Below are 19,466 nucleotides of genomic sequence, written 5' to 3'. Positions count from 1 at the left end.
CCCGGAGGTGTGCGGCCGAGCACTCCTCCGTTCCGTCCATCGTGCCACCAACTCCCCCGTGGTCGCTGCCAGGTGACGGATCGAACAGACGGGATCGCGCCATCCTTACGCCCCGCGTGCGCCCGGGGGCGCACAGTCGCACAAGGGGGGGCGCAGGGCCCCGCCAGGGCTCTGCGCATCTGTGAGTGAACTGTGAATCAAATAATCACAACGGCTTGCGACTGTGACGGTTTCCATATCCGCACACTTTATTCACACGCAATTCCAAGGCTAGGGTGCGACGAAATTCACCTCCCCCAACCGCCTGGCGATATGCCCCATTCAAGGGGGATGAAGTCGGGCATAGTGGGCGGTTTTTGGCGGTTTCGCTTTTGATTGGACGCGGACATGCAATATCTGTGGGCGGTTTTACGAATTGCAATCGTGGCGTCTAAGGTGCTTTAGATGTTCCACGCTCCGAACGTATTTCAGAGGGCCCCGCTCCCACCGGCGACCCGGGAGTCGGAGCCCAGACGCCAAGGGACGATGACTGCCACCGCGGCACCCCCCGCACCGGTGGCGAACAAGCCTCCGGCCGCTGCGCCGGCGAAGAAGCGTGACGCCTACTTCGACAACGTCAAATATCTGGCCATCGTGCTCGTCGCGGTGGCGCACTCGTGGGAACCGGTGATGGACGGCAGCCGGACCGCCCGCGCGCTGTACATGGTGGCGTACACCTTTCACATGCCGGCGTTCATCATCGTCTCCGGCTATTTCTCCCGCTCGTTCGACATGTCCGCCGCCAAGGTAAAACGCCTGGTCACCGGCGTCGCCGTGCCCTATGTGGTGTTCGAGACGGCGTATTCGCTGTTCAAGCGGTACGCGGACGACTCGCCCGATCATCCGATCAGCCTGATCGACCCCTGGTATCTCACCTGGTTTCTGATCGCGCTGTTCATCTGGCGGATCACCACACCGCTGTGGCAGGCGCTGCGCCATCCACTGCCCGTGGCACTCGTCATCGCCGTGTTCGCCTCTTTCTCCCCGACGATCGGCGACGATCTCGATCTCCAGCGTGTTCTGCAGTTCCTGCCGTACTTCGTGCTGGGACTCCAGCTGAAGCCCGAGCATTTCCAACTGGTCCGCCGGCGTGAGGTGCGGATGCTCGCGCTCCCGCTGTTCGCCGGGGCGCTGCTGTTCGCCTACTGGGCGGCGCCGCGGATGCAGCTGGACTGGTTCTATCGCAACAGCAGCGCGCAGGAGATGGGCGCCCCGTGGTGGTCCGGTGCCGTCATGACACTGGCGATGTTCGGCTGCGCGCTGCTGCTCACCATCGGGTTCCTGTCCTGGGTGCCGCGCCGCCACATGTGGTTCACCGTGCTCGGCTCCGGAACGATCTGCGGCTATCTGCTGCACGGATTCCTGATCAAGGGCGCCGGATACGCCGGGGTGTTCGACGCCTACGCGTGGCTCTCGGCGCCCGGCGGCCTGGTCCTCGTCTCACTGGTCGCGGCCGGAGCGGTGACGCTGATGTGTACGCCGCCGGTACGGCGGGTGCTGCGCCCGGTGACCGAGCCGGACATGAACTGGGCGTTCCGACGCGCCGCGTCCAGACTCTGATCCGAGTGGATCAGTCCTCCGCGGGGTTGGCTTGAACCGACTGCTCGACGGGCGATTCACCTGGGGGGAGCCCGAGCAGCCCCCGTACCTGCGCATACTTCTCGGCCAGTCGGGTACGGGTCGCCGGTTCCAGCACGGCAAGGCGGGCCGGGTCGGCGTTGTGTGCCAGGTCGGACTCCTTGATCAGCAGAGCTCCCGGGGTGTCGAGGATGCGCCGGGTGTACGAACCGAGGTCCTCGCCGTCACGTTTGGTGACGGCGAGGACCATGTTCTTGACCTCCTGCGGCAGCGCGGCGTCGGCCAGCCATTCCTCCGACAGTGCGGCGTCCTCGACGGCGTCGTGCAGCCAGGCCGCGGCGATCTGTTCGTCGCTGCCGCCCCTGATCCGTACGCCCTCCGCGACGGCGTGGAGGTGTTCGCCGTACGGGCGTCCCGCCTTGTCCGTCTGTGAGCGGTGGGCCGTGCGGGCGATTGCCTCGACTTCGGCCAGGTTCAGGTTCCTGCGCGGCGCGGTCATGGTCCGACTCTACGGACGGGCGGCCGTTCCACGCAGGGCCGCACGGGCCGGGATCATTGCGGCGGCGAGGCCGAGCCCGACGGTCGCGGCGACGAACGATCCGTACAACACCGGCGGGATGTAAGGCGATTCACCCGTCAGCCCCTTCATCATCGGGATGAGTGTTGCCAGTGCAATGGCCGTGCCGAGCGCGGCCCCGGCCACCGTGACGAGCAGAGCCTCCCAGCGGATCATGCCCATGACCTGGCGGCGGGTGGAGCCGACGAGTCGGAGCATGGTCAGTTCGCGGCGGCGGTCGAGAACGGTCATCACCAGGGTGTTGACTGCGGCGACGGCGGCGAATCCGCCGAGTACCGCGGCCATGGTGGTGTTGGCCCAGGCATTGAGCTCGCGGTCCTTGTCCTGTGCCACGGCGTAGCTGGAGGGGTCGGTGACGGTGCCGAGTGCGGTGAGCTTCTGTGCGGCGGTGGGAGTGGCCCGTACCAGGATGTCGGAGGCGTACGGCGAGGTCATATGGGTCTTCAGGTCGGCTGCGGGCAGTGTGACGAGACCGGTGCCGAGGCCACGTCCGTAGACCGCGACGACCTTCGGGGACGCCTTGGTGCCGTCCGGCATCCTCAGGGCGAGCCGGTCGCCCGTGCTCAGATCCGCCGAGTCGGCGAGCGTGGTGTCGATGGCAACGGTTCCGGGCCGCAGACCGGTGAGGGATCCGGTTCTGACGTCGAGGTCCTGGACCTTGGCGAGGTCTCCGCCGGAGCCGATCACGCCCTGTGCGGAGGCGCTCTGCAGCATGTGGTCGCCACCCGATCCGCTCGGCACCAGGACCGCGCCGCGGAGCAGCCCGACGGCGGTGGAGACACCGGGCGTGGCGGCGACCCGTTCGGTCGCGTCGGAGGTGAGTCCCGCCGGGGCGGAGACGATGTGGTCGGCGATGATGGCGTCGCGCTGCTGGTGTGCGGTCACCCGCTCCTGGCTGGTGTGCATGAAGACGAGTGTCGACGAGAAGGCCATGGCGAGCACGATCGGGGTGATCGCGGAGGCCAGTCGGCGGGAGTTGGTAAGGGAGTTGGCGGCGGCCAGCGAGCCCGGCGCGCCGGCGGCGCGCAGCGGGAACCCGATGACGGCGGCGCAGATCCGGGCGATCACCGGGCCGAGCAGTCCGACCGCGAGCATGAAGAGCATGACGACGCCGAGGGCTGCGTTCGCCGCGTCGGCGCCGGACGTGGAGGCGGCGACTCCCGCGAAGGCTCCGCCGCCGATGAGGGCCGCGATGCCGAGCGGGGTACGGATCCAGCCGAACGGGGCGCGTTCCACGGCTGTCTGGGCAAGGGCGAGTCCCGGCTTCATCTTGGCGGGACGCCGCGCGGCGAGGTAGCCGGCACTCAGCGCGGTGACCGAGGTGGCGGCAGCGGCGACGGTCAGGGGCAGCCAGGAGATATGCAGTGCGACGGCCTCGGGGATGGCTCCCCTGTCCTGGAGTTGCCCGAACCACCAGTCGGCCAGGGCGATTCCGGGCAGGCAGCCGAGCGCTCCGGCGAGCGGGGCGACGAGCAGGGATTCGGTGGCGACGGTGCGGCGCAGCTGGCGAGGGGTGGCACCGATGGCGCGGAGCAGGGCGAACTCGCGGCTGCGCTGGCCCACAGAGAGGGCGACCGTACCGGCGGCGGTGAAGACGGCGATCATGGTGGCGACGCCGCCGAAGGAAGCGCCGAGGCCGATGAGGAGTTCCTTGGCGCCCGCGAGAGCCGAGTTCTCGACGGCGCCCCGGTCGTCGCCGGTGTGGATCTCGGCTGCGGCGGTGTGGCCGACGGCCTTGTGCACCTGGTCGGCGAGGGTGTCGTCGGGGATGCCGCGGTCGGCGAGCACGGCGATGGCGTCGACCCGGCCGGGGTGGCCGGAGAGCTGTACGGCCTGTCGGTCGGCGAACCAGACGGTGGCGTCGGTGGCGGTGGTGCCCGATACCCGGAACTCCCGTACACCTGCGGGCGTGTCGAGGGCGATGTTCTCGCCGACCCGGCCCTTGGTGCCGGTGGGGACGACGACTTCGCCGGCCTCGGGCGCGTCGCCGGTGAGCAGCCGCGTACCGGTGAGGGCGGTGGAGCCCCAGCCGTGTGCGGTGAGGGGGGTGTCGTCCTGCCGTACGGAGTAGCTGACGTCCCCGATCGCGGCTGCCGCGCCGGGGGCCGAAGCGGCCTTCGTCACCAGGGATTCGGGCAGTCGTGCGGTGTCCGGTACGAGTACCTCGGTGTTTTCCTCGCCGTCGCCACTGCCGACTGTCATATGGATCTTCTGGTCGGCGGCGACCACCACGGGTGCCTTCGCGTAGCGGTCCGCGGGTACCGAGGCGCGCAGGCCGGTCTCCAGCAGGATGCCGCAGGCGGAGACGATCGCCGCGGCCAGCAGCAGCGCGACGAAGGTTCCGACGAACGACGAGGGCTTGAAGCGAACGGCCGCGCGGGCGAGGCCGTTCGGGATGTGCGGGGTGAACATCAGGCTGCTGCTCCTGCGTGGGCGGGGGCGGTCAGTGCGGTCATCCGCGCGGCGATCTGTGCGGCGTCGGCGCGCGGCAGGCTGTCCGCGATCGCGCCGTCGGCGAGGAAGAGCACCCGGTCGGCGTAGGCGGCGGCCGCCGGGTCGTGGGTGACCATGACGACGGTGGCGCCGAGGCTGTCCACCGCGTGCCGGAGCAGGGCGAGGATCTCGGCGGCGGTGGTGGTGTCGAGGGCGCCGGTCGGTTCGTCGGCGAAGACCACATCGGGGCGGGTGACCAGGGCGCGGGCGACGGCGACGCGCTGCTGCTGGCCGCCGGAGAGCTGGCCGGGGCGGCGCGCTCCCTTGTCGCCGAGGCCGACCCGGGTGAGCATCTCGGCGGCTGCGCGGCGGCTGCGGGCGGAGCCGGTGCGCTGTCCGGCCAGGCGCATGGGCAGGACGACGTTCTGCTCGACCGTGAGGGACGGGAGCAGGTTGAAGGCCTGGAAGACGAAGCCGAGGCGGGTGCGGCGCAGCTCGGTGAGCCGGTTCTCGCTCATGCCGGTGATCTCGGTGCCGCCGAGGCGTACGGAGCCTTCGGTGGGGCGGTCGAGTCCGGCCGCGCACTGCAGGAAGGTCGACTTTCCCGAGCCGGAGGGGCCCATGACGGCGGTGAAACTGGCGCGCGGGAGGGCGAGGTCGATGCCCCTCAGGGCGTGGACGGCAAAGCCGCCGCGGCCGTACTGCCTGCGGACGCCTCGCAGTTCTACGGCAAGGTCCGAGGGGCCGGACCCCTGGTGGATGTCCGCCGTGTACTGCCTGTCCTGAGCGCCCTGCTTGGTGCGTCGCAGCCCCATGGTGTCCGCCTTCCGTTGTTCGTCGGCCGGTCGTCCGGCCGATACCTCGAACGTACGGATCATGAGCGGGTCCGGACCATGGCGGCTGCTGGCGGATCGGGGGTGGGGCAAACCCCAGGTGGTTCCGGGGGCAGGCAGACCTCGGGGGCCACCGCGGGGGCCACCCCGGTGGATTCCGAGGGGGTGCAGAGGGAGGCATAGTTGCAACGTCAATCGTTCGGTAAACTAATTACTGACGATTTCTTGACACGCTCTTGACCCAATGAAGGATCGGGCTCATCGGACACGCAGACACGCTCATCGCCATGGGCGGCGCCTTCCTCGCCGCCGCCCTTCTCGCCCGCGTCGGCAGCCGCATCGGACTGCCGACCATCCCCTTGTTCATCCTGGCCGGAATCCTGCTCGGCCCGCACACGCCCGGCATCGTGCTCGTCGCCGACCCGCACGACCTGGAGATGCTCTCGGCACTCGGTCTGGTGCTGCTGCTCTTCTACCTCGGCCTCGAATTCCATCTCGACGACCTCAAGGCCGGCGGCCGCAAGATGGCGCTCGCCGGTGGCACCTATCTCGCCCTGAACGTCGGCGCCGGGCTCGGCTTCGGCTTCGCGCTGGGCTGGGGCACGTCCGAAGCGCTGGTCCTCGCCGGTGTGCTCGGCATCTCGTCGTCGGCCATCGTCACCAAGGTCCTGGTCGACCTGGGCCGTATCGGCAATCCGGAGACCAAACCGATCCTCGGCATCATCGTCGTCGAGGACGTCTTCCTCGCCCTCTATCTGGCCGCCCTCCAGCCGATCCTGTCGGGCGCCGACAGCCTCTCCGCCGCGGCGGTCGACGGCGGCAAGGCCTTCGGCTTCCTACTGCTGCTCGCCCTGGCCGCCCGGTTCGGCACCAAAGTCATCGGCAAGCTGATCAACACCCGTGACGACGAGCTCCTCGTCATCTCCTTCCTCGGCGCCGCGGTCTTCGTGGCGGGTGTCTCGGAGTGGTTCGGGGTCGCGGACGCGATCGGCGCCTTCATGGTCGGCCTGATGCTCGGCAGTACGTCCTCCGGCACGCGCATCCTCAAGCTGGTCCACCCGCTGCGTGACGCCTTCGGTGCGATCTTCTTCTTCACCTTCGGCCTCTCCATCAACCCGGGCGATCTGCCGACCGTCCTGTGGCCGGTGCTGGCCGCCGTCGCGGTGACCCTGGCCATGAACGTCCTCGCCGGACTTGCCGCCGCCAAGGTGTACGCGTTCGGCCCGCAGGCCACGGCGAACATCTCCACCACACTGGTGGCCCGCGGCGAGTTCGCCCTGATCCTCGCCACGATGGCGGCGGCCGCGGGGCTGGACGAACGGCTCTCCCCGTTCATCGCCGGATACGTACTCGTCCTCGCGGTCCTCGCACCGCTGGCCGCCGGAAGGTCGCACTGGCTGGCCCGCATCCTGCCGGGCGGGCGGGGCCGGGGTGAGGACAGTGACAGCGGCAGCGGCGCCGGGCAGGTCCCGGTCCCGGCCTGAGACCACGGCCGGCGTGTCCGGGCACGGGGGCCCGCCTTGCACCCGGACATGTCGACGCCCACGTTCCGGTGACGGGCCGATTCACGTTGACGTACGCCCGGTTCATGCCGTTTGCATACGGTTCAGGATTTGCGCGACAACAGCAGCAGCGCCCGGTCGTCGTTGACGTCCTTGGCGCACGCCTCGATCAGATGCCAGGCCGCGCCCTCGAAACCGGTGGCGACATAGCGGTCGGCCTCACCGGTCAGCCGGTCGATGCCCTCCGCGATATCGCGGTCGGACGCCTCCACCAGGCCGTCCGTGAACAGCATCAGCACGTCGCCGGGGGCCAACGAGCCCTTCACCGCGTCGAACTGCGCCCCGTCGTACACCCCGAGCAGCGGGCCCTCCGCGGCCTTCTCCTCCCACTGGCCGCTGCCCGAGTGGAGCTGCAGGGCCGGCGGGTGACCCGCCGAGAAGAGTTCGTAGTCGCCCGATTCGAGGTCCAGGACCAGATGGATCGAGGTGGCGAAACCCTCGTCCCAGTCCTGGCGCAGCAGATAGCCGTTGGCCGCCGGGAGGAAGGCGTGCGGGGGCAGCGAACCGAGAAGGCCGCCGAAGGCGCCGGACAGCAGCAGGGCGCGGGAGCCCGCGTCCATGCCCTTGCCGGAGACATCGGTGAGTACGGCCTCCAGGGTCCGTCCGCCGTTGGTACGGGCGGCGACGACGAAGTCACCGGAGAAGGACTGACCGCCCGCCGGGCGCAGCGACATCTCGCGGTGCCAGCCCTGCGGCAGCCGGGGCAGGGCGCTCTGCACCCTGATGCGTTCGCGCAGGTCGAAGAGCATGGTGCCGCCGCGTCGCCACGGCACACCGACCCTGGCCCGGAACTGGGCGAGGACCAGCCCGAAGAAGCCGCAGGCCGCGACCACCAGGACGATGCCGGGTGTCACCCGGGCCGGGCCGTCGCCGTACGGGCCCAGCGCGAGCGACTCCACGATCAGGGCCGTGGCGGCGGTGGCGTACAGGCCGAGCAGGCTGGCCGGGCGCAGCAGCAGGCCGCCCGCGACGATCGGCAGGACGAGTGCGGCTGGTGAGCACCACACGGCGTTGAACAGGGTGGCGCAGGTGATGGCCGGAATGGTGAGCAGCAGACCGGCCAGCGCGATCCAGTCCGAGCCGTCGCCGCGGAAGTAGTCGACACCGGACTTGCGCAGCGCGACGCGTGCCCGGTGCGCCGATTTCCGAAATCGGGCCGGGTACGAGTCTGCTCCTGTGCGACGGGCCATTGCGGGGACCCTATCTACCCGGCCGCCTCCGGTGCAGGGGGACCCCGTGACAATGCGTTCGAAATCGGGTCGACCAGCCGCCATGCCCCTGATAGGCATGGCCCATGACTACTGAGCTCCGCGTGTTGCGACCGTCCGAATGGAACGAATGGTTCGAGTGTCTGGAGCTCGCATTCGGCGGTGTCGCAGAGCCCCCCGAGCAGCGCGAGCTGGACGAGCAGTTGACCGAGCACGAGCGGTCGATCGGAATCTGGGACGGCACCGATGTCGTCGCCACGGCCGGGGCGTTCAGCTTCCGGGTCGCCGTGCCGGGCGGGGCGCTGGTGCCCGCCGCCGGGGTCACGATGGTGAGTGTCGCGTCCACCCACCGCAGGCGCGGGCTGCTGACCTCGATGATGCGTCGACAGCTCGACGACGTCCGGGCGCTGGGTGAGCCGATCGCCGTCCTTACGGCGTCCGAACCGGTGATCTACGGCCGGTTCGGATACGGCGCCGCCTCGCGGCAGATGTCCCTGACGATCGACACGGACCGGGTGCGGCTTACGGTACCGAAGGGCACGGACGAGGTGTGCCTGCGTCACGCGAAGCCGGACGAGGCGATGGCCGCGTGCGAGGGCGTGTACGAGCAGTTGGTGCCCGGCCGCCCCGGCACGCCGGCCCATGGGCCCGGCTGGGAGCGGAAGCCGATGGTCGACCCGGTGAGTTCCCGGCAGGGCGGTTCGGCGCAGCAGTGCGTGCTGGCGGAGCGGGACGGGGAGATCGTCGGCTATGTGACGTATCACATCAAGCCGGACTGGGAGCCGTCCGGCCCCAAGGGCACGGTCACGGTGAACGATCTCGCCGCGCTGGATCCGGCGGCGTACGCGGCGTTGTGGCGGTTCGTCTTCGAGATCGATCTGACGTCGACGGTCGAAGCGCGGAACCGGCCGGCCGACGATGCGGTGCTGCATCTGGTGTCGGATGTGCGGCGGTGCAACATCCGGGTTCGGGATTCGATCCATGTGCGGCTGGTGGAGCTGGGGGCGGCGCTGGAGGCGCGGGCATATCGGGCGCCGGTGGATGTGGTGTTCGAGGTCGAGGACGCGTTCTGCCCCTGGAATGCGGGGCGTTGGCGGCTCACGGGTGACGCGAAGGGGGTTGCGTCGTGCCGGCGGACCGATGACGCAGCCGATCTCGCACTCTCGGTACGGGAGTTGGGCTCGGCGTATCTGGGCGGCGAGTCGCTGAGCGCGTTGGCCCTGGCCGGGCGGGTACGGGAGCTGCGGGCGGGCGCGCTGGCGGAGGCGTCGCTGGCGTTCTCGTCGGACGCGGCGCCGTGGTTGCCTCGGGGGTTCTAGCCAGGTCCTGTCGTCAAACTGCCGTCGTCGCCCGCACGGCAGACGGCAGTTCGGCGACAGGACCTTGGGGCGCGGTGGTCGTCCGGGGCGTGGAACTCTGCCTCGGGCCCCCCGCCCGGCCGCTTTGTCCTCAACCGCCGGACGGGCTGGAATCTGCCGCGCTAAGCGCGCTGGCAGCCCGGGCACCAGAAGAGGTTGCGGGCGGCGAGGTCGGCGGTGCGGATCTCGCCGCCGCAGATGTGGCAGGCCTGCCGGGCCCTGCGGTACACGTACACCTCGCCGCCGTGGTCGTCGACGCGCGGCAGACGCCCCATCGCCTCCGGCATGTGCTCGGGGCGGACCGTGTCGATCCGGTTGTTCCGTACGCCCTCGCGCATCAGCACCACCAGGTCGGCCCAGACCGCGTCCCACTCCGCCCGCGTGAGGTCCCTGCCCAGGCGGTACGGGTCGATCCCATGCCGGAACAGCACCTCCGCGCGGTACACGTTGCCGACCCCCGCGATGACCTTCTGGTCCATCAGCAGGGCCGCGACGGTGATACGGCTGCGGGAGATCCGCCGCCAGGCCCGCTCGCCGTCCTCGTCGGTCCGCAGCGGGTCCGGGCCGAGGCGGTCGTGTATCGCGCGCTTCTCGGGGTCGGTGATCAGTGCGCACGTGGTGGGGCCGCGCAGATCCGCGTGGTGGTCGTCGGTCACCAGGCGCAGCCGGACGGTGTCGGTGGGCGGCGGGGCCGGGGTCGTACCGAAGCCGAGCTTGCCGAAGAGGCCCAGGTGGATGTGGACCCAGCCGGCGTCCTCGAAACCGAGGAAGAGGTGCTTGCCGTGGGCGTCGACGCCGGTGAACGTGCGGCCGTCCAGCAGCGCGGCGCTGTCGGAGAACTTGCCCTGCGGGCTGCTCACCCGCACCGGCCGCCCGGCGAACCTGTCCCGGTGGTCCGCCGCGAGGCGGTGGATCGTGTGTCCCTCGGGCACGGCGGCGACTCTCCTCGGTGACGTGGGGACGTGGGGACGCGGGGAAACGACTGTGCCGCCGGGAGCACCGGCGGCACAGGGGTGGAGGCCGGTCAGCCCTGCTGCGGGTGGTGGGCCGGGATCGGGGGGAGCTCGCCGGTCGTCTCGTACGCCGTCAGCATCTCGATGCGGCGGGTGTGACGCTCCTCACCCGAGTACGGAGTGGCGAGGAAGATCTCGACGAACTTGGTGGACTCCTCCACCGAGTGCATCCGGCCACCGATGGCGACCACATTGGCGTTGTTGTGCTCGCGGCCGAGCGCGGCGGTCTGCTCGCTCCAGGCGAGTGCGGCGCGCACGCCCTTGACCTTGTTGGCGGCGATCTGCTCGCCGTTGCCGGAGCCACCGATCACGATGCCGAGGCTGTCCGGGTCCGCGGCCGTCTTCTCGGCGGCACGCAGGCAGAACGGCGGGTAGTCGTCCTGGGCGTCGTAGATGTGGGGGCCACAGTCGACGGCCTCGTGGCCCTGGGCCGTGAGCCACTCGACGAGGTGGTTCTTGAGTTCATAGCCGGCATGGTCCGAGCCGAGGTACACGCGCATGTATCCGAGTGTGGCACGAGCATCGCCGGGTAAGCGCCATCGGGGTCGGGACCCTCCGGCCGGGTCTGCCCGGGCCGGCCGGACCGGCGGCGGAACCTGCGTGTGGGCGCCATGTGCGAGCCCTGTGTGTGCAACGCCACTCAGGCAACGATCCGGTCAACGATTCGGAAGAGGGGGTTCCGCTTCCACCCTTTGGCGAGCTTCAATGCATCACTCGCTGCCGCACCCCACTTCGGCAGCTGGGCACGCACCGCGTGATCCGAAAACGTAAGGATTCGATCCATGACGTCGCAGACGACTCTGGCCGGGCCGGGCCACCAGCCCGACAAGCCGGACCGGTCGAACGGACCGGACGCACCGGGCTCCTCCGACGGTCTCCAGGCAGGCCTCAAGAACCGCCATCTCTCGATGATCGCCATCGGCGGTGTCATCGGCGCCGGACTCTTCGTGGGCTCCGGTGCGGGCATCGCCGCCGCGGGACCGGCCATCCTCCTGTCGTACGCGCTGGTCGGCCTGATGGTCGTCTTCGTGATGCGGATGCTCGGCGAAATGGCCGCCGCCCGCCCCAGCTCGGGCTCCTTCTCCGCCTACGCCGACCAGGCGCTGGGCCGCTGGGCCGGCTTCTCGATCGGCTGGCTGTACTGGTTCTTCTGGGTCGTGGTGCTCGCCGTCGAAGCCACGGCGGGTGCCAAGATCCTGGAGGGCTGGGTGCCGGGCGTCCCGCAGTGGGCGTGGGCGCTGATCGTGATGGTCGTACTGACCGCGACGAACCTGGTCTCGGTCGGGTCGTACGGCGAGTTCGAGTTCTGGTTCGCCGGGATCAAGGTCGTGGCGATCGGTGCGTTCGTGGTCGTCGGACTGCTCGCCGTCTTCGGGCTGCTGCCCGGCTCGGACAACCCCGGCTCGGGGCTCGCCCATCTCACCGACACCGGCGGGTTCTTCCCCAACGGACCCGGCGCCGTCCTCACCGGTGTGCTGATGGTCGTCTTCTCCTTCATGGGCAGCGAGATCGTCACCCTCGCCGCCGGCGAGTCCGAGAACCCGCAGCGCGCCGTCCAGAAGGCCACCAACAGCGTGATCTGGCGGATCGCCGTCTTCTACCTGGGCTCGATCTTCGTCGTGCTCACCCTGCTGCCGTGGAACGACCCCTCGATCCTGAAGGAGGGCAGCTACGTGGCCGCCCTCAACTCCATCGGCATCCCGCACGCCGGTCAGGTGATGGATGTCATCGTGCTGACGGCCGTGCTGTCCTGCCTCAACTCCGGCCTCTACACCGCCTCGCGGATGGCCTTCTCGCTCGGCAGGCGCGGAGACGCTCCGAAGGCGTTCGCCCGGGTGAACAAGCGGGGCGTGCCGCAGGCGGCCATCCTGTCCTCCGTCGTCTTCGGCTTCATCGCCGTGTTCTTCAACTACCAGTGGCCCGACACCGTCTTCCAGTTCCTGCTGAACTCCTCCGGCGCGGTCGCCCTCTTCGTCTGGCTGGTCATCTGCTTCACCCAGCTGCGGATGCGCGGCATAATCCTGCGCGAGTCGCCGGAGAAGCTGGTCGTACGGATGTGGCTCTTCCCGTATCTGACCTGGGCGACCATCGCGATGATCTCGTTCGTCCTGGTCTACATGCTGACCGACGACAGCGGACGCGAGCAGGTGCTGCTCTCGCTGCTCGTCGCGGCCATTGTGGTGGCGATCTCGCTGGTCCGTGAGGTCCGGAACCGCAAGAACCGCACCGCTGTGGAAACCCCCAGCAATACCTGACGGCCGATGCAATACCTGACGGCCGATGTCAGGTTTACCGAGAAGGCTCTCCGTCGCAACGCCACCGAGCGAGCGAACGGAGAGCCTTCTCATGTCTTGTGCCCCTGCGCAGGTCCCTGCCGATTACTACGGCGACAGCGTGGTGCTCGGCGATCTGGACGCGGAGCGTGCCGTGCGCACGCTGGAGCTGACCGGGCCGAAGGCGCCGATGATGACCGTGGTCCAGCTCAATCACCTGGGCGGCGCGCTGGCTGTACGGCCCGCCGTCGACAACGCGGTGCCCTACCGCGAAGCCGGATTCCTGCTGCGGCTGCTGTCGCCGCTCGACGGCACGGATGTGGCGTCGGTACGGGCCCTGTACGCGGAGGTGGCCGCTGTGCTCGCCCCGCTCGCCCTGGGGTCGTTCACTGAACTTCTCCTTCGGCGGCGGGGACCGCACCGACGGCTTCCACGACGCGAGGACACAGAAGAGGCTCGCCGGTCTGGTGTCGCGTCACGACCCGGCGAGCCTCTTCGGAGGGAGCTACGGCATCAGCCGCGACGGCCGATGAGCTTCCAGGAAGCGGGCAGCGCACCCATCGCCAGTGCCGCCTTCAGCGCGTCGCCGAGCAGGAACGGCACCAGGCCGGCCGCGATCGCGGCGCTCGCCGACATGCCGGTGGACAGCGCCAGGTACGGGACGCCGACCGCGTAGATGATCGCGGAGCCGACCACCATCGTGCCCGCGGTGCGCAGCACGGAGCGGTCGCCGCCGCGGCGGGCGAGGCCGCCGACCACCGTGGCGGCGAGGAGCATGCCCAGGACATAGCCGAACGAGGCGCCGCCCGCGCCGGAGCTGCCGCCCGCGAACCACGGCACGCCCGCCATGCCGACGAGCGCGTACACGGCGAGGGAGAGGAAGCCGCGGCGGGCGCCGAGCGCGGTGCCGACGAGGAGCGCGGCGAACGTCTGGCCGGTGACCGGGACCGGGGAGCCCGGGACCGGGACGGCGATCTGGGCGGCGATGCCGGTGAGCGCGGCGCCACCGAGGACCAGGGCCGTGTCGACGGCGTAACGGTGCCTGGCGGCGGGCAGCAGGTCGGCGAGGACCGCTCCGGTACGGGCAGGGGCGGCGGCAGCAGTGCTCATCGGGACTCCGCGGGGTGAGGGCAGGTGGGGACAGACTGAGGCTGACGTTAGCCCAAGGGTTAACGCTCGATCACCATCAGTGGCCCACAAAGCGGTGGTTGAGGCATTGGTGAGGTTCACACAAAGGGGCTTGCGCAATCACACGATGGCGTGACGCTCGTCACTGAGCCGGGTGCGGATCGGCTCGCATTTCGCCGGAAGAGACCATCGGGAGAGACTGTAGGTTCCTGCCAAAACCGTCCAGGAACCACCCAGGTTCCGGCCGCCGACCGCACCGGCCGTCGCCCCGTGCCCGGGTCTGCACCTTGTGTGAGCATCGTGCCCGTATCGCGGACAGCGGTTCCCTGTGAACGGGGTGCGTGCTCAGACTGTGCACGCACGTCCCCCCACGTCTCACCTACCGAACAGAGCTTGTCCATGTCTCGGAATTCCGCGTCTCCCCCCACCGGCTCCCCGGTCGCCGTCTCCGACGCCAAGACCGATTCGGCGCTCACCCACGGGCTCAAGCAGCGCCATCTTTCGATGATCGCCCTCGGCGGTGTCATCGGCGCCGGACTCTTCGTCGGCTCGGGCGCGGGTATCGCCGCCGCGGGCCCGTCGATCATCATCGCGTACGCCGTCTCCGGGCTGCTGGTCATGCTCGTGATGCGGATGCTCGGCGAGATGTCGGCCGCGAACCCGGCCTCCGGTTCCTTCTCCGTCCATGCGGAGCGGGCGATAGGGCCGTGGGCGGGGTTCACCGTGGGCTGGGCGTTCTGGGTGCTGCTCTGCGTCGCCGTCGGCCTGGAAGGCATCGGCGCGGCGAAGATCGTCACCGGCTGGCTGCCCGGTACGCCGGAGTGGGCCTGGGTCGCGCTGTTCATGGTGGTCTTCCTGGGCACGAACCTGGCTTCGGTGAAGAAGTTCGGCGAGTTCGAGTTCTGGTTCGCCGCCCTCAAGGTCGTGGCGATCACGCTCTTCCTGGTCCTGGGTGTGCTGGCGATCCTCGGTCTGCTGCCCGGTATCGACTCCCCCGGCACCACCAACCTCAAGGGCGAGGGCGGCTTCATGCCGAACGGCGCCGAAGGCCTGGTGATCGGACTGCTCGCCTCCGTCTTCGCGTACGGCGGTCTGGAGACCGTCACCATCGCAGCGGCCGAGTCCGAGAACCCGGTGCAGGGTGTCGCCAAGGCCGTGCGGACGGCGATGTGGCGGATCGCGCTCTTCTACGTCGGCTCGATGGCGGTCGTCGTCACGCTGGTCCCGTGGGACGACCCGAAGGTCGTGGAGGTCGGCCCGTTCTACGCGGCCCTGGACCACCTCGGCATCAGCGGCGCCGCGGAGATCATGAACGTGGTCGTCCTGGTCGCCCTGCTCTCCGCCATGAACGCCAACATCTACGGCGCCTCGCGCATGGCCTGTTCGCTGGTCGCCCGTGGCCAGGGCCCGAAGCGGCTCGGCAGGATCTCCTCGGGCGTACCGCGCACGGCCGTCCTGGTCTCGTCCGGGTTCGGCTTCCTGTGCGTGCTGCTCAGCTACTGGCGTCCCGACGACGTCTTCCCGTGGCTGCTCAACATGATCGGCGCGGTGATCCTCGTCGTCTGGATCTTCATCGCCCTCTCCCAGCTGATCCTTCGCGACCGGCTGGAGCGCGAGGCCCCGGAGAAGCTCGTCGTACGGATGTGGTTCTTCCCGGTCCTGACGGTGGTGGCGCTCCTGGCCATGCTCGGCATCTTCGTCCTGATGCTGCGCGAGCCGGACACCCGTGACCAGCTGGTGGCGTCCGGCGCCCTGACCGTCGTACTGGCGGCCATCGGTGTCGTACGGCAGCGGCGGTCCGTGGCCGTCAAGGGCTGACGTCCGGTGCGCACGGCACATTGAGGGAGAGCAGCGCACCGCCCTCCTCCCCGATCCGCACCTCGCTCACCGCCGCGTTCCGCAGCCGCGGGAAGACCCGTCGGTAGGCGCCCAGCGGAATCGACAGCAGTTCGCACAGCACGAGCCGCAGCAGTGTGTTGTGCGCGACGACCAGGACCCGCTGCCCCGGGTGCCCGTTCGTGATCCGGCGCAGCGCCGCCGTCCCCCGGGCCGCCGCCGACCGGGGGTCCTCGGCACCGGGGAAGGGGTGGGTCACCGGGTCGGCGCGGTACTCCCGGGCCCGCTCCGGGTACTCGGCCGCGAACTCCGCCAGGGTGCGCCCCTCCACCTCACCGAAGTCGCATTCGCGCAGGTCGTGTTCGCGCCGGGGGACGAGACCGAGCGCCCGGCACGCGGGCTCTGCCGTCTCGATCGCGCGCGTGAGCGTCGACGTCCAGATCGCGTCGACCGGGTGCCGGGCCGCCCACTCGCCCAGCTGCCCGGCCTGGCGGCGTCCTTCGTCGGTGAGGGCGATGTCACTGACCCCGGCGTAGCGGTTCTCCGCGTGCCAGACGGTCTGACCGTGGCGGGCGAGCAGCAGGGTGGCGCTCGGACGGGCGGTCATGGTTTCTCCGTTCGGGTACGGGCGTGGGCGGCGACCGGGCCGGGGAGCCAGCCGCGTCGCTCCAGTTCGTCCACCAGCGTGAGGTACGGCTCGGTGTATCGCGCGGTACGCGCCGGGTCGGGGCGCAGTACGTGCCGCAGTCGCACCATCCGGCTCGCCGCCTCCTGCAGCGTGGTCGTGGCCCGCGCCCCGTACGCGGCGAGGACGGCCATGCCGAGAGCAGGTTCGCTGTACCGCGGGATGTACACGGACCGGCCCAGGATGTCGGCGCGCAGCCGGCTCCAGTAGCCGCTGCGGACCGCGCCGCCGGTGAAGGTGATCGGGCCGTGCAGCGGGGCGCCGAGCAGGTCGAGGTAGTCGAAGCAGAGCCGTTCGACCAGGCCCACTCCGGTCAGCAGGGCCGCCCAGTGCTCGGCGTCGGTGGCGGGCTCGCCGAGCAGGAACCCGGTGGCCTCCGGCGCGACGAAGGGGAAGCGTTCGCCCGTGGCCACCAGCGGATACGCCACCACACGCGCCGGCTCGTGCTCGCGGGCCAGCGCGTCCATGCGGGCCGGGGCCGCGTCGGGGAAGGCGGTGGCCAGTGCCCCGCCGCCGACCCCCGAGGCCCCACCCGGCAGCCAGCTCCCGTCCGGAGCACGGTGGCTGTAGACCACCCCGGACCGGTCCACGAGCGGCGACGAGGTGACCCCCTTGAGGACCAGCGTCGTACCGAGCACCGAATTCCAGGAGCCCACGGTGAGCGCACCGGAGGCGATCTGCGCCGCGCACCCGTCCGTCATCCCGGCCACCAGGAGCGTGCCCGCCGGAATCCCGGTCTCCTCCGCCGCCGCCCGTCCCACCTCACCGATCCGCCGGCCGGGCCGCACCACGTCCGGGAACAGCCCGTCCGGCAGGCCCAGTTCACCGAACCTCCGGTGCGGCCAAGCGTCCCGCTCCAGGTCGTAGCCGGTCTTCAGGGCGTGGCTGGAGTCGGTGGGCAGAGGGGTTCCGGCAAGCCGCGCCAGGACCAGATCGGCCTGATGCATGACCCGTACGGCCTCGCCCGCTCCTCCCCCGTACTCCCGCAGCAGCCACATCACCTTGGGCAGCGCCCAGCTCGGCGGGGTCCGGGCCCTGGCCGCCTCGGTCACGGCGCGCCCGTCGTCGTACATCACCCCCGGGGTCAGCGGCCGGCCCTCCCGGTCGCCGAGCAGAACGGTGCCGGAGGTGGCGCAGACGGCGAGCGCACGTGGTGCGGGGCAGTCGCGCAGTGCCTGGCGGCTGGCCGCGCACACAGCCGTCCACCAGTCGAGGGGCCACTGCTCATGCCGTACACCATCGCGTCTGCCCGCGAGCGGGGCGGAGCCGCTGCCGAGTATCTCGCCGCGGTCTCCCGCCACCACCGCACGGACGCTCTGCGTGCCGAGATCGATGCCCATCCACATATCGGCCCCCTCTGTGAACTTCTCACTCTGCACCGAGAATTTCCGTTGCGCGAGGGATTGACGGCCAACTTCCGTTGTTCCAAGCTCTGTTAACCAGTCGACTCAACGTGTGAATGGGCACCGCCCCCACTCATCTCCGGCCGGACCGTGGAGGTCACGGATGGACATGCACGCGCACGCCCGGCGACGGTTCCTCGCCATCGGCGCGGCGGCGGCCGCGTCCGCCGCCCCGCTGCTCACCGCCTGCGGCGCGGGCTTCGGCGGCGAAAGCGGCAAGGGCGACGGCTCCGCGGCCGACGATGTCACCGGCTCCTTCGACTGGAAGCGGGCCAAGGGCAGGACGGTCAAGGCGCTGCTCAACAAGCATCCGTACACCGATGCCCTGATCGCCGATCTGAAGGCGTTCACCGAGAAGACCGGCATCAAGGTCGAGTACGACGTCTTCCCCGAGGACAACTACTTCGACAAGCTCACCGTCGACCTCTCCAGCGGACGCGCCTCCTACGACGTGTTCATGCTCGGCGCGTACATGGTGTGGCAGTACGGCCCGCCGGGCTGGCTGGAGGATCTCGGCCCTTGGATGCGCAACTCCTCGGCGACCGGGGCCGAATGGGACCAGGCGGACTTCTTCCCCAACCTTCTTGCATCCGACCAGTGGTCGCTGAAGGCGGGCGCCCCGCTCGGGCAGGGCGGGCAGTACGCACTGCCGTGGGGCTGGGAGACCAATGTCGTCGCGTACAACACCGAGGTGTTCGAGAAGCTCGGCCTGAAGCCCGCCGAGACCTTCGACGAGCTGCGCGAGGTGGCCGGGGCCATCACCCGCCGGGCGCCGGGTGCGGGCTTCGACGGGATGTACGGGATCGCGGTGCGCGGCTCGCGCAGCTGGGCGACGATCCACCCGGGCTTCATGACGATGTTCGCGCGGGGCGGGCTGAAGGACTTCACCGTCGAGGGCGGCAGGGTGAAGCCCGCGATGAACTCCCCGGAGGCGATCGCGTTCACCCGGGACTGGGCGGAGATGGTCAAGAAGGGCGGGCCGCCGTCCTGGACCTCGTACACCTGGTACCAGTGCTCCAGCGACCTCGGCGCGAAGAAGGCGGGGATGCTCTTCGACGCGGACACCGCCGCCTACTTCCAGGCGGTGAAGGGGGCCTCCCCCGCATCCGGGAAGATCGCCTTCCACCCCGGCCCCAAGGGCCCCGACGGCTCGCTCGCCACGAACATGTGGATCTGGTCGCTCGGCATGAACGCCAGGAGCCGCAACAAGTCCGCGGCCTGGCTGTTCCTCCAGTGGGCGACCGGCAAGGAGCATCTGCGCAAGGGCGCGATCGAGTACAACCACATCGACCCGGTGCGGAAGTCGGTCAGCCAGGACCCCGCGTACAAGGCCAAGATGCGAGCCATCCCCGGCTTCATCGAGACGTTCGAGACGGTCGTCGACCAGACGAAGATCCAGTTCACCCCGCAGGAGCAGTTCTTCGACGCGACGACCAGCTGGGCCGCCGCGCTCCAGGAGATCTACGGCGGGAAGAACGCCTCGTCCGTACTGAACTCTCTGGCCGGCGATCTGGCGTCGAAGGTCGGCTGACCGATGTCA

Annotated in this window: 15 protein-coding genes and 1 pseudogene; 7 read left to right on the top strand and 9 right to left on the bottom strand. The window is 69.9% G+C overall.

From position 1 onward, the window contains the following. Nucleotides 1–444: 444 nt before the first annotated feature. Nucleotides 445–1,599 (top strand): acyltransferase family protein, encoded by a 1,155-nt coding sequence (locus OG953_RS28885; RefSeq protein WP_405687937.1) that lies wholly within the window; start codon nt 445–447, stop codon nt 1,597–1,599. Nucleotides 1,600–1,609: 10 nt separating this feature from the next. Here the strand turns inward: OG953_RS28885 and OG953_RS28880 are convergent, their stop codons facing one another. Genes OG953_RS28880 through OG953_RS28870 form a run of 3 tightly spaced genes read right to left on the bottom strand, consistent with a single transcriptional unit; the run spans nt 1,610 to nt 5,442 of the window. Continuing rightward, nucleotides 1,610–2,116: an HD domain-containing protein gene (locus OG953_RS28880; RefSeq protein ID WP_405687936.1), complete on the bottom strand. Its 507-nt coding sequence runs from the start codon at nt 2,114–2,116 to the stop codon at nt 1,610–1,612. Nucleotides 2,117–2,125: 9 nt separating this feature from the next. Next, nucleotides 2,126–4,606 carry an FtsX-like permease family protein gene (locus OG953_RS28875; protein WP_405687935.1) on the bottom strand — a complete coding sequence of 827 codons (2,481 nt, stop codon included), beginning with the start codon at nt 4,604–4,606 and terminating at the stop codon, nt 2,126–2,128. Continuing rightward, nucleotides 4,606–5,442, bottom strand: coding sequence for an ABC transporter ATP-binding protein (locus OG953_RS28870; protein WP_405692123.1), 837 nt, complete (start codon nt 5,440–5,442; stop codon nt 4,606–4,608). Before OG953_RS28870 ends, OG953_RS28875 begins: the two co-directional genes overlap by 1 nt. 305 nt (nt 5,443–5,747) lie before the next feature. On the opposite strand from OG953_RS28870, the gene OG953_RS28865 reads away from it, so the two are divergent. Continuing rightward, nucleotides 5,748–6,944: a cation:proton antiporter gene (locus OG953_RS28865; RefSeq protein ID WP_405687933.1), complete on the top strand. Its 1,197-nt coding sequence runs from the start codon at nt 5,748–5,750 to the stop codon at nt 6,942–6,944. A gap of 122 nt (nt 6,945–7,066) precedes the next feature. Here OG953_RS28865 and OG953_RS28860 read toward each other — a convergent pair whose 3' ends face one another. Next, nucleotides 7,067–8,212 carry a PP2C family protein-serine/threonine phosphatase gene (locus tag OG953_RS28860; RefSeq protein ID WP_405687932.1) on the bottom strand — a complete coding sequence of 382 codons (1,146 nt, stop codon included), beginning with the start codon at nt 8,210–8,212 and terminating at the stop codon, nt 7,067–7,069. A 104-nt stretch (nt 8,213–8,316) separates the two neighbouring features. Here OG953_RS28860 and OG953_RS28855 point away from each other — a divergent pair, with 104 nt between their 5' ends. Then, the gene (locus OG953_RS28855; protein ID WP_405687931.1) at nt 8,317–9,549 is read left to right on the top strand and encodes a GNAT family N-acetyltransferase; all 1,233 of its coding nucleotides are present in this window, start codon (nt 8,317–8,319) and stop codon (nt 9,547–9,549) included. Nucleotides 9,550–9,710: 161 nt separating this feature from the next. On the opposite strand, the gene OG953_RS28850 is transcribed toward OG953_RS28855, so the two are convergent. Next, entirely contained in the window at nt 9,711–10,520 is an 810-nt protein-coding gene (locus OG953_RS28850; RefSeq protein WP_405687930.1) for an Fpg/Nei family DNA glycosylase, read from the bottom strand. Nucleotides 10,521–10,612: 92 nt separating this feature from the next. After that, on the bottom strand, nt 10,613–11,101 hold the full coding sequence (locus tag OG953_RS28845) for a ribose-5-phosphate isomerase (protein ID WP_114244495.1): 489 nt from the start codon (nt 11,099–11,101) through the stop codon (nt 10,613–10,615). Nucleotides 11,102–11,383: 282 nt separating this feature from the next. On the opposite strand from OG953_RS28845, the gene OG953_RS28840 reads away from it, so the two are divergent. Both OG953_RS28840 and OG953_RS28835 read left to right on the top strand, forming a co-directional pair. Beyond that, nucleotides 11,384–12,856 (top strand): amino acid permease, encoded by a 1,473-nt coding sequence (locus OG953_RS28840; protein ID WP_405687928.1) that lies wholly within the window; start codon nt 11,384–11,386, stop codon nt 12,854–12,856. A gap of 115 nt (nt 12,857–12,971) precedes the next feature. Then, nucleotides 12,972–13,407 (top strand): annotated as a pseudogene (locus tag OG953_RS28835) (FAD-binding protein); the annotation flags it as partial. Here the strand turns inward: OG953_RS28835 and OG953_RS28830 are convergent. Further along, nucleotides 13,388–13,984: a biotin transporter BioY gene (locus tag OG953_RS28830; RefSeq protein ID WP_327275246.1), complete on the bottom strand. Its 597-nt coding sequence runs from the start codon at nt 13,982–13,984 to the stop codon at nt 13,388–13,390. The pseudogene OG953_RS28835 and the gene OG953_RS28830 overlap by 20 nt on opposite strands. A gap of 417 nt (nt 13,985–14,401) precedes the next feature. Here OG953_RS28830 and OG953_RS28825 point away from each other — a divergent pair, with 417 nt between their 5' ends. Next, nucleotides 14,402–15,820 carry an amino acid permease gene (locus OG953_RS28825; protein WP_405687926.1) on the top strand — a complete coding sequence of 473 codons (1,419 nt, stop codon included), beginning with the start codon at nt 14,402–14,404 and terminating at the stop codon, nt 15,818–15,820. On the opposite strand, the gene OG953_RS28820 is transcribed toward OG953_RS28825, so the two are convergent. After that, nucleotides 15,810–16,445 (bottom strand): histidine phosphatase family protein, encoded by a 636-nt coding sequence (locus OG953_RS28820; RefSeq protein ID WP_405687925.1) that lies wholly within the window; start codon nt 16,443–16,445, stop codon nt 15,810–15,812. The genes OG953_RS28825 and OG953_RS28820 overlap by 11 nt on opposite strands. Further along, the gene (locus OG953_RS28815) at nt 16,442–17,869 is read right to left on the bottom strand and encodes an FGGY-family carbohydrate kinase (RefSeq protein WP_405692121.1); all 1,428 of its coding nucleotides are present in this window, start codon (nt 17,867–17,869) and stop codon (nt 16,442–16,444) included. The genes OG953_RS28820 and OG953_RS28815 overlap by 4 nt, the downstream gene beginning before the upstream one ends. A gap of 160 nt (nt 17,870–18,029) precedes the next feature. On the opposite strand from OG953_RS28815, the gene OG953_RS28810 reads away from it, so the two are divergent. Then, nucleotides 18,030–19,457, top strand: a complete 1,428-nt coding sequence (locus OG953_RS28810) for an ABC transporter substrate-binding protein (RefSeq protein ID WP_405687923.1) — start codon at nt 18,030–18,032, stop codon at nt 19,455–19,457. Nucleotides 19,458–19,466: the final 9 nt, after the last annotated feature.

The sequence above is a fragment of the Streptomyces sp. NBC_00057 genome (genome assembly GCF_045041165.1).
GTDB lineage: Bacteria > Actinomycetota > Actinomycetes > Streptomycetales > Streptomycetaceae > Streptomyces.
Note: the sequence above shows the minus strand (reverse complement) of the source record. Positions and strands in the feature narration are given on the sequence as shown.

Coding starts and splice junctions, on each gene's coding strand:
- OG953_RS28820 (WP_405687925.1), bottom strand. CDS start 16,445: ATGACCGCCCGTCCGAGCGCCACCCTGCTGCTCGCCCGCCACGGTCAG.
- OG953_RS28815 (WP_405692121.1), bottom strand. CDS start 17,869: ATGTGGATGGGCATCGATCTCGGCACGCAGAGCGTCCGTGCGGTGGTG.
- OG953_RS28810 (WP_405687923.1), top strand. CDS start 18,030: ATGGACATGCACGCGCACGCCCGGCGACGGTTCCTCGCCATCGGCGCG.
- OG953_RS28840 (WP_405687928.1), top strand. CDS start 11,384: ATGACGTCGCAGACGACTCTGGCCGGGCCGGGCCACCAGCCCGACAAG.
- OG953_RS28875 (WP_405687935.1), bottom strand. CDS start 4,606: ATGTTCACCCCGCACATCCCGAACGGCCTCGCCCGCGCGGCCGTTCGC.
- OG953_RS28880 (WP_405687936.1), bottom strand. CDS start 2,116: ATGACCGCGCCGCGCAGGAACCTGAACCTGGCCGAAGTCGAGGCAATC.
- OG953_RS28870 (WP_405692123.1), bottom strand. CDS start 5,442: ATGGGGCTGCGACGCACCAAGCAGGGCGCTCAGGACAGGCAGTACACG.
- OG953_RS28845 (WP_114244495.1), bottom strand. CDS start 11,101: ATGCGCGTGTACCTCGGCTCGGACCATGCCGGCTATGAACTCAAGAAC.
- OG953_RS28860 (WP_405687932.1), bottom strand. CDS start 8,212: ATGGCCCGTCGCACAGGAGCAGACTCGTACCCGGCCCGATTTCGGAAA.
- OG953_RS28825 (WP_405687926.1), top strand. CDS start 14,402: ATGTCTCGGAATTCCGCGTCTCCCCCCACCGGCTCCCCGGTCGCCGTC.
- OG953_RS28830 (WP_327275246.1), bottom strand. CDS start 13,984: ATGAGCACTGCTGCCGCCGCCCCTGCCCGTACCGGAGCGGTCCTCGCC.
- OG953_RS28855 (WP_405687931.1), top strand. CDS start 8,317: ATGACTACTGAGCTCCGCGTGTTGCGACCGTCCGAATGGAACGAATGG.
- OG953_RS28885 (WP_405687937.1), top strand. CDS start 445: ATGTTCCACGCTCCGAACGTATTTCAGAGGGCCCCGCTCCCACCGGCG.
- OG953_RS28865 (WP_405687933.1), top strand. CDS start 5,748: ATGGGCGGCGCCTTCCTCGCCGCCGCCCTTCTCGCCCGCGTCGGCAGC.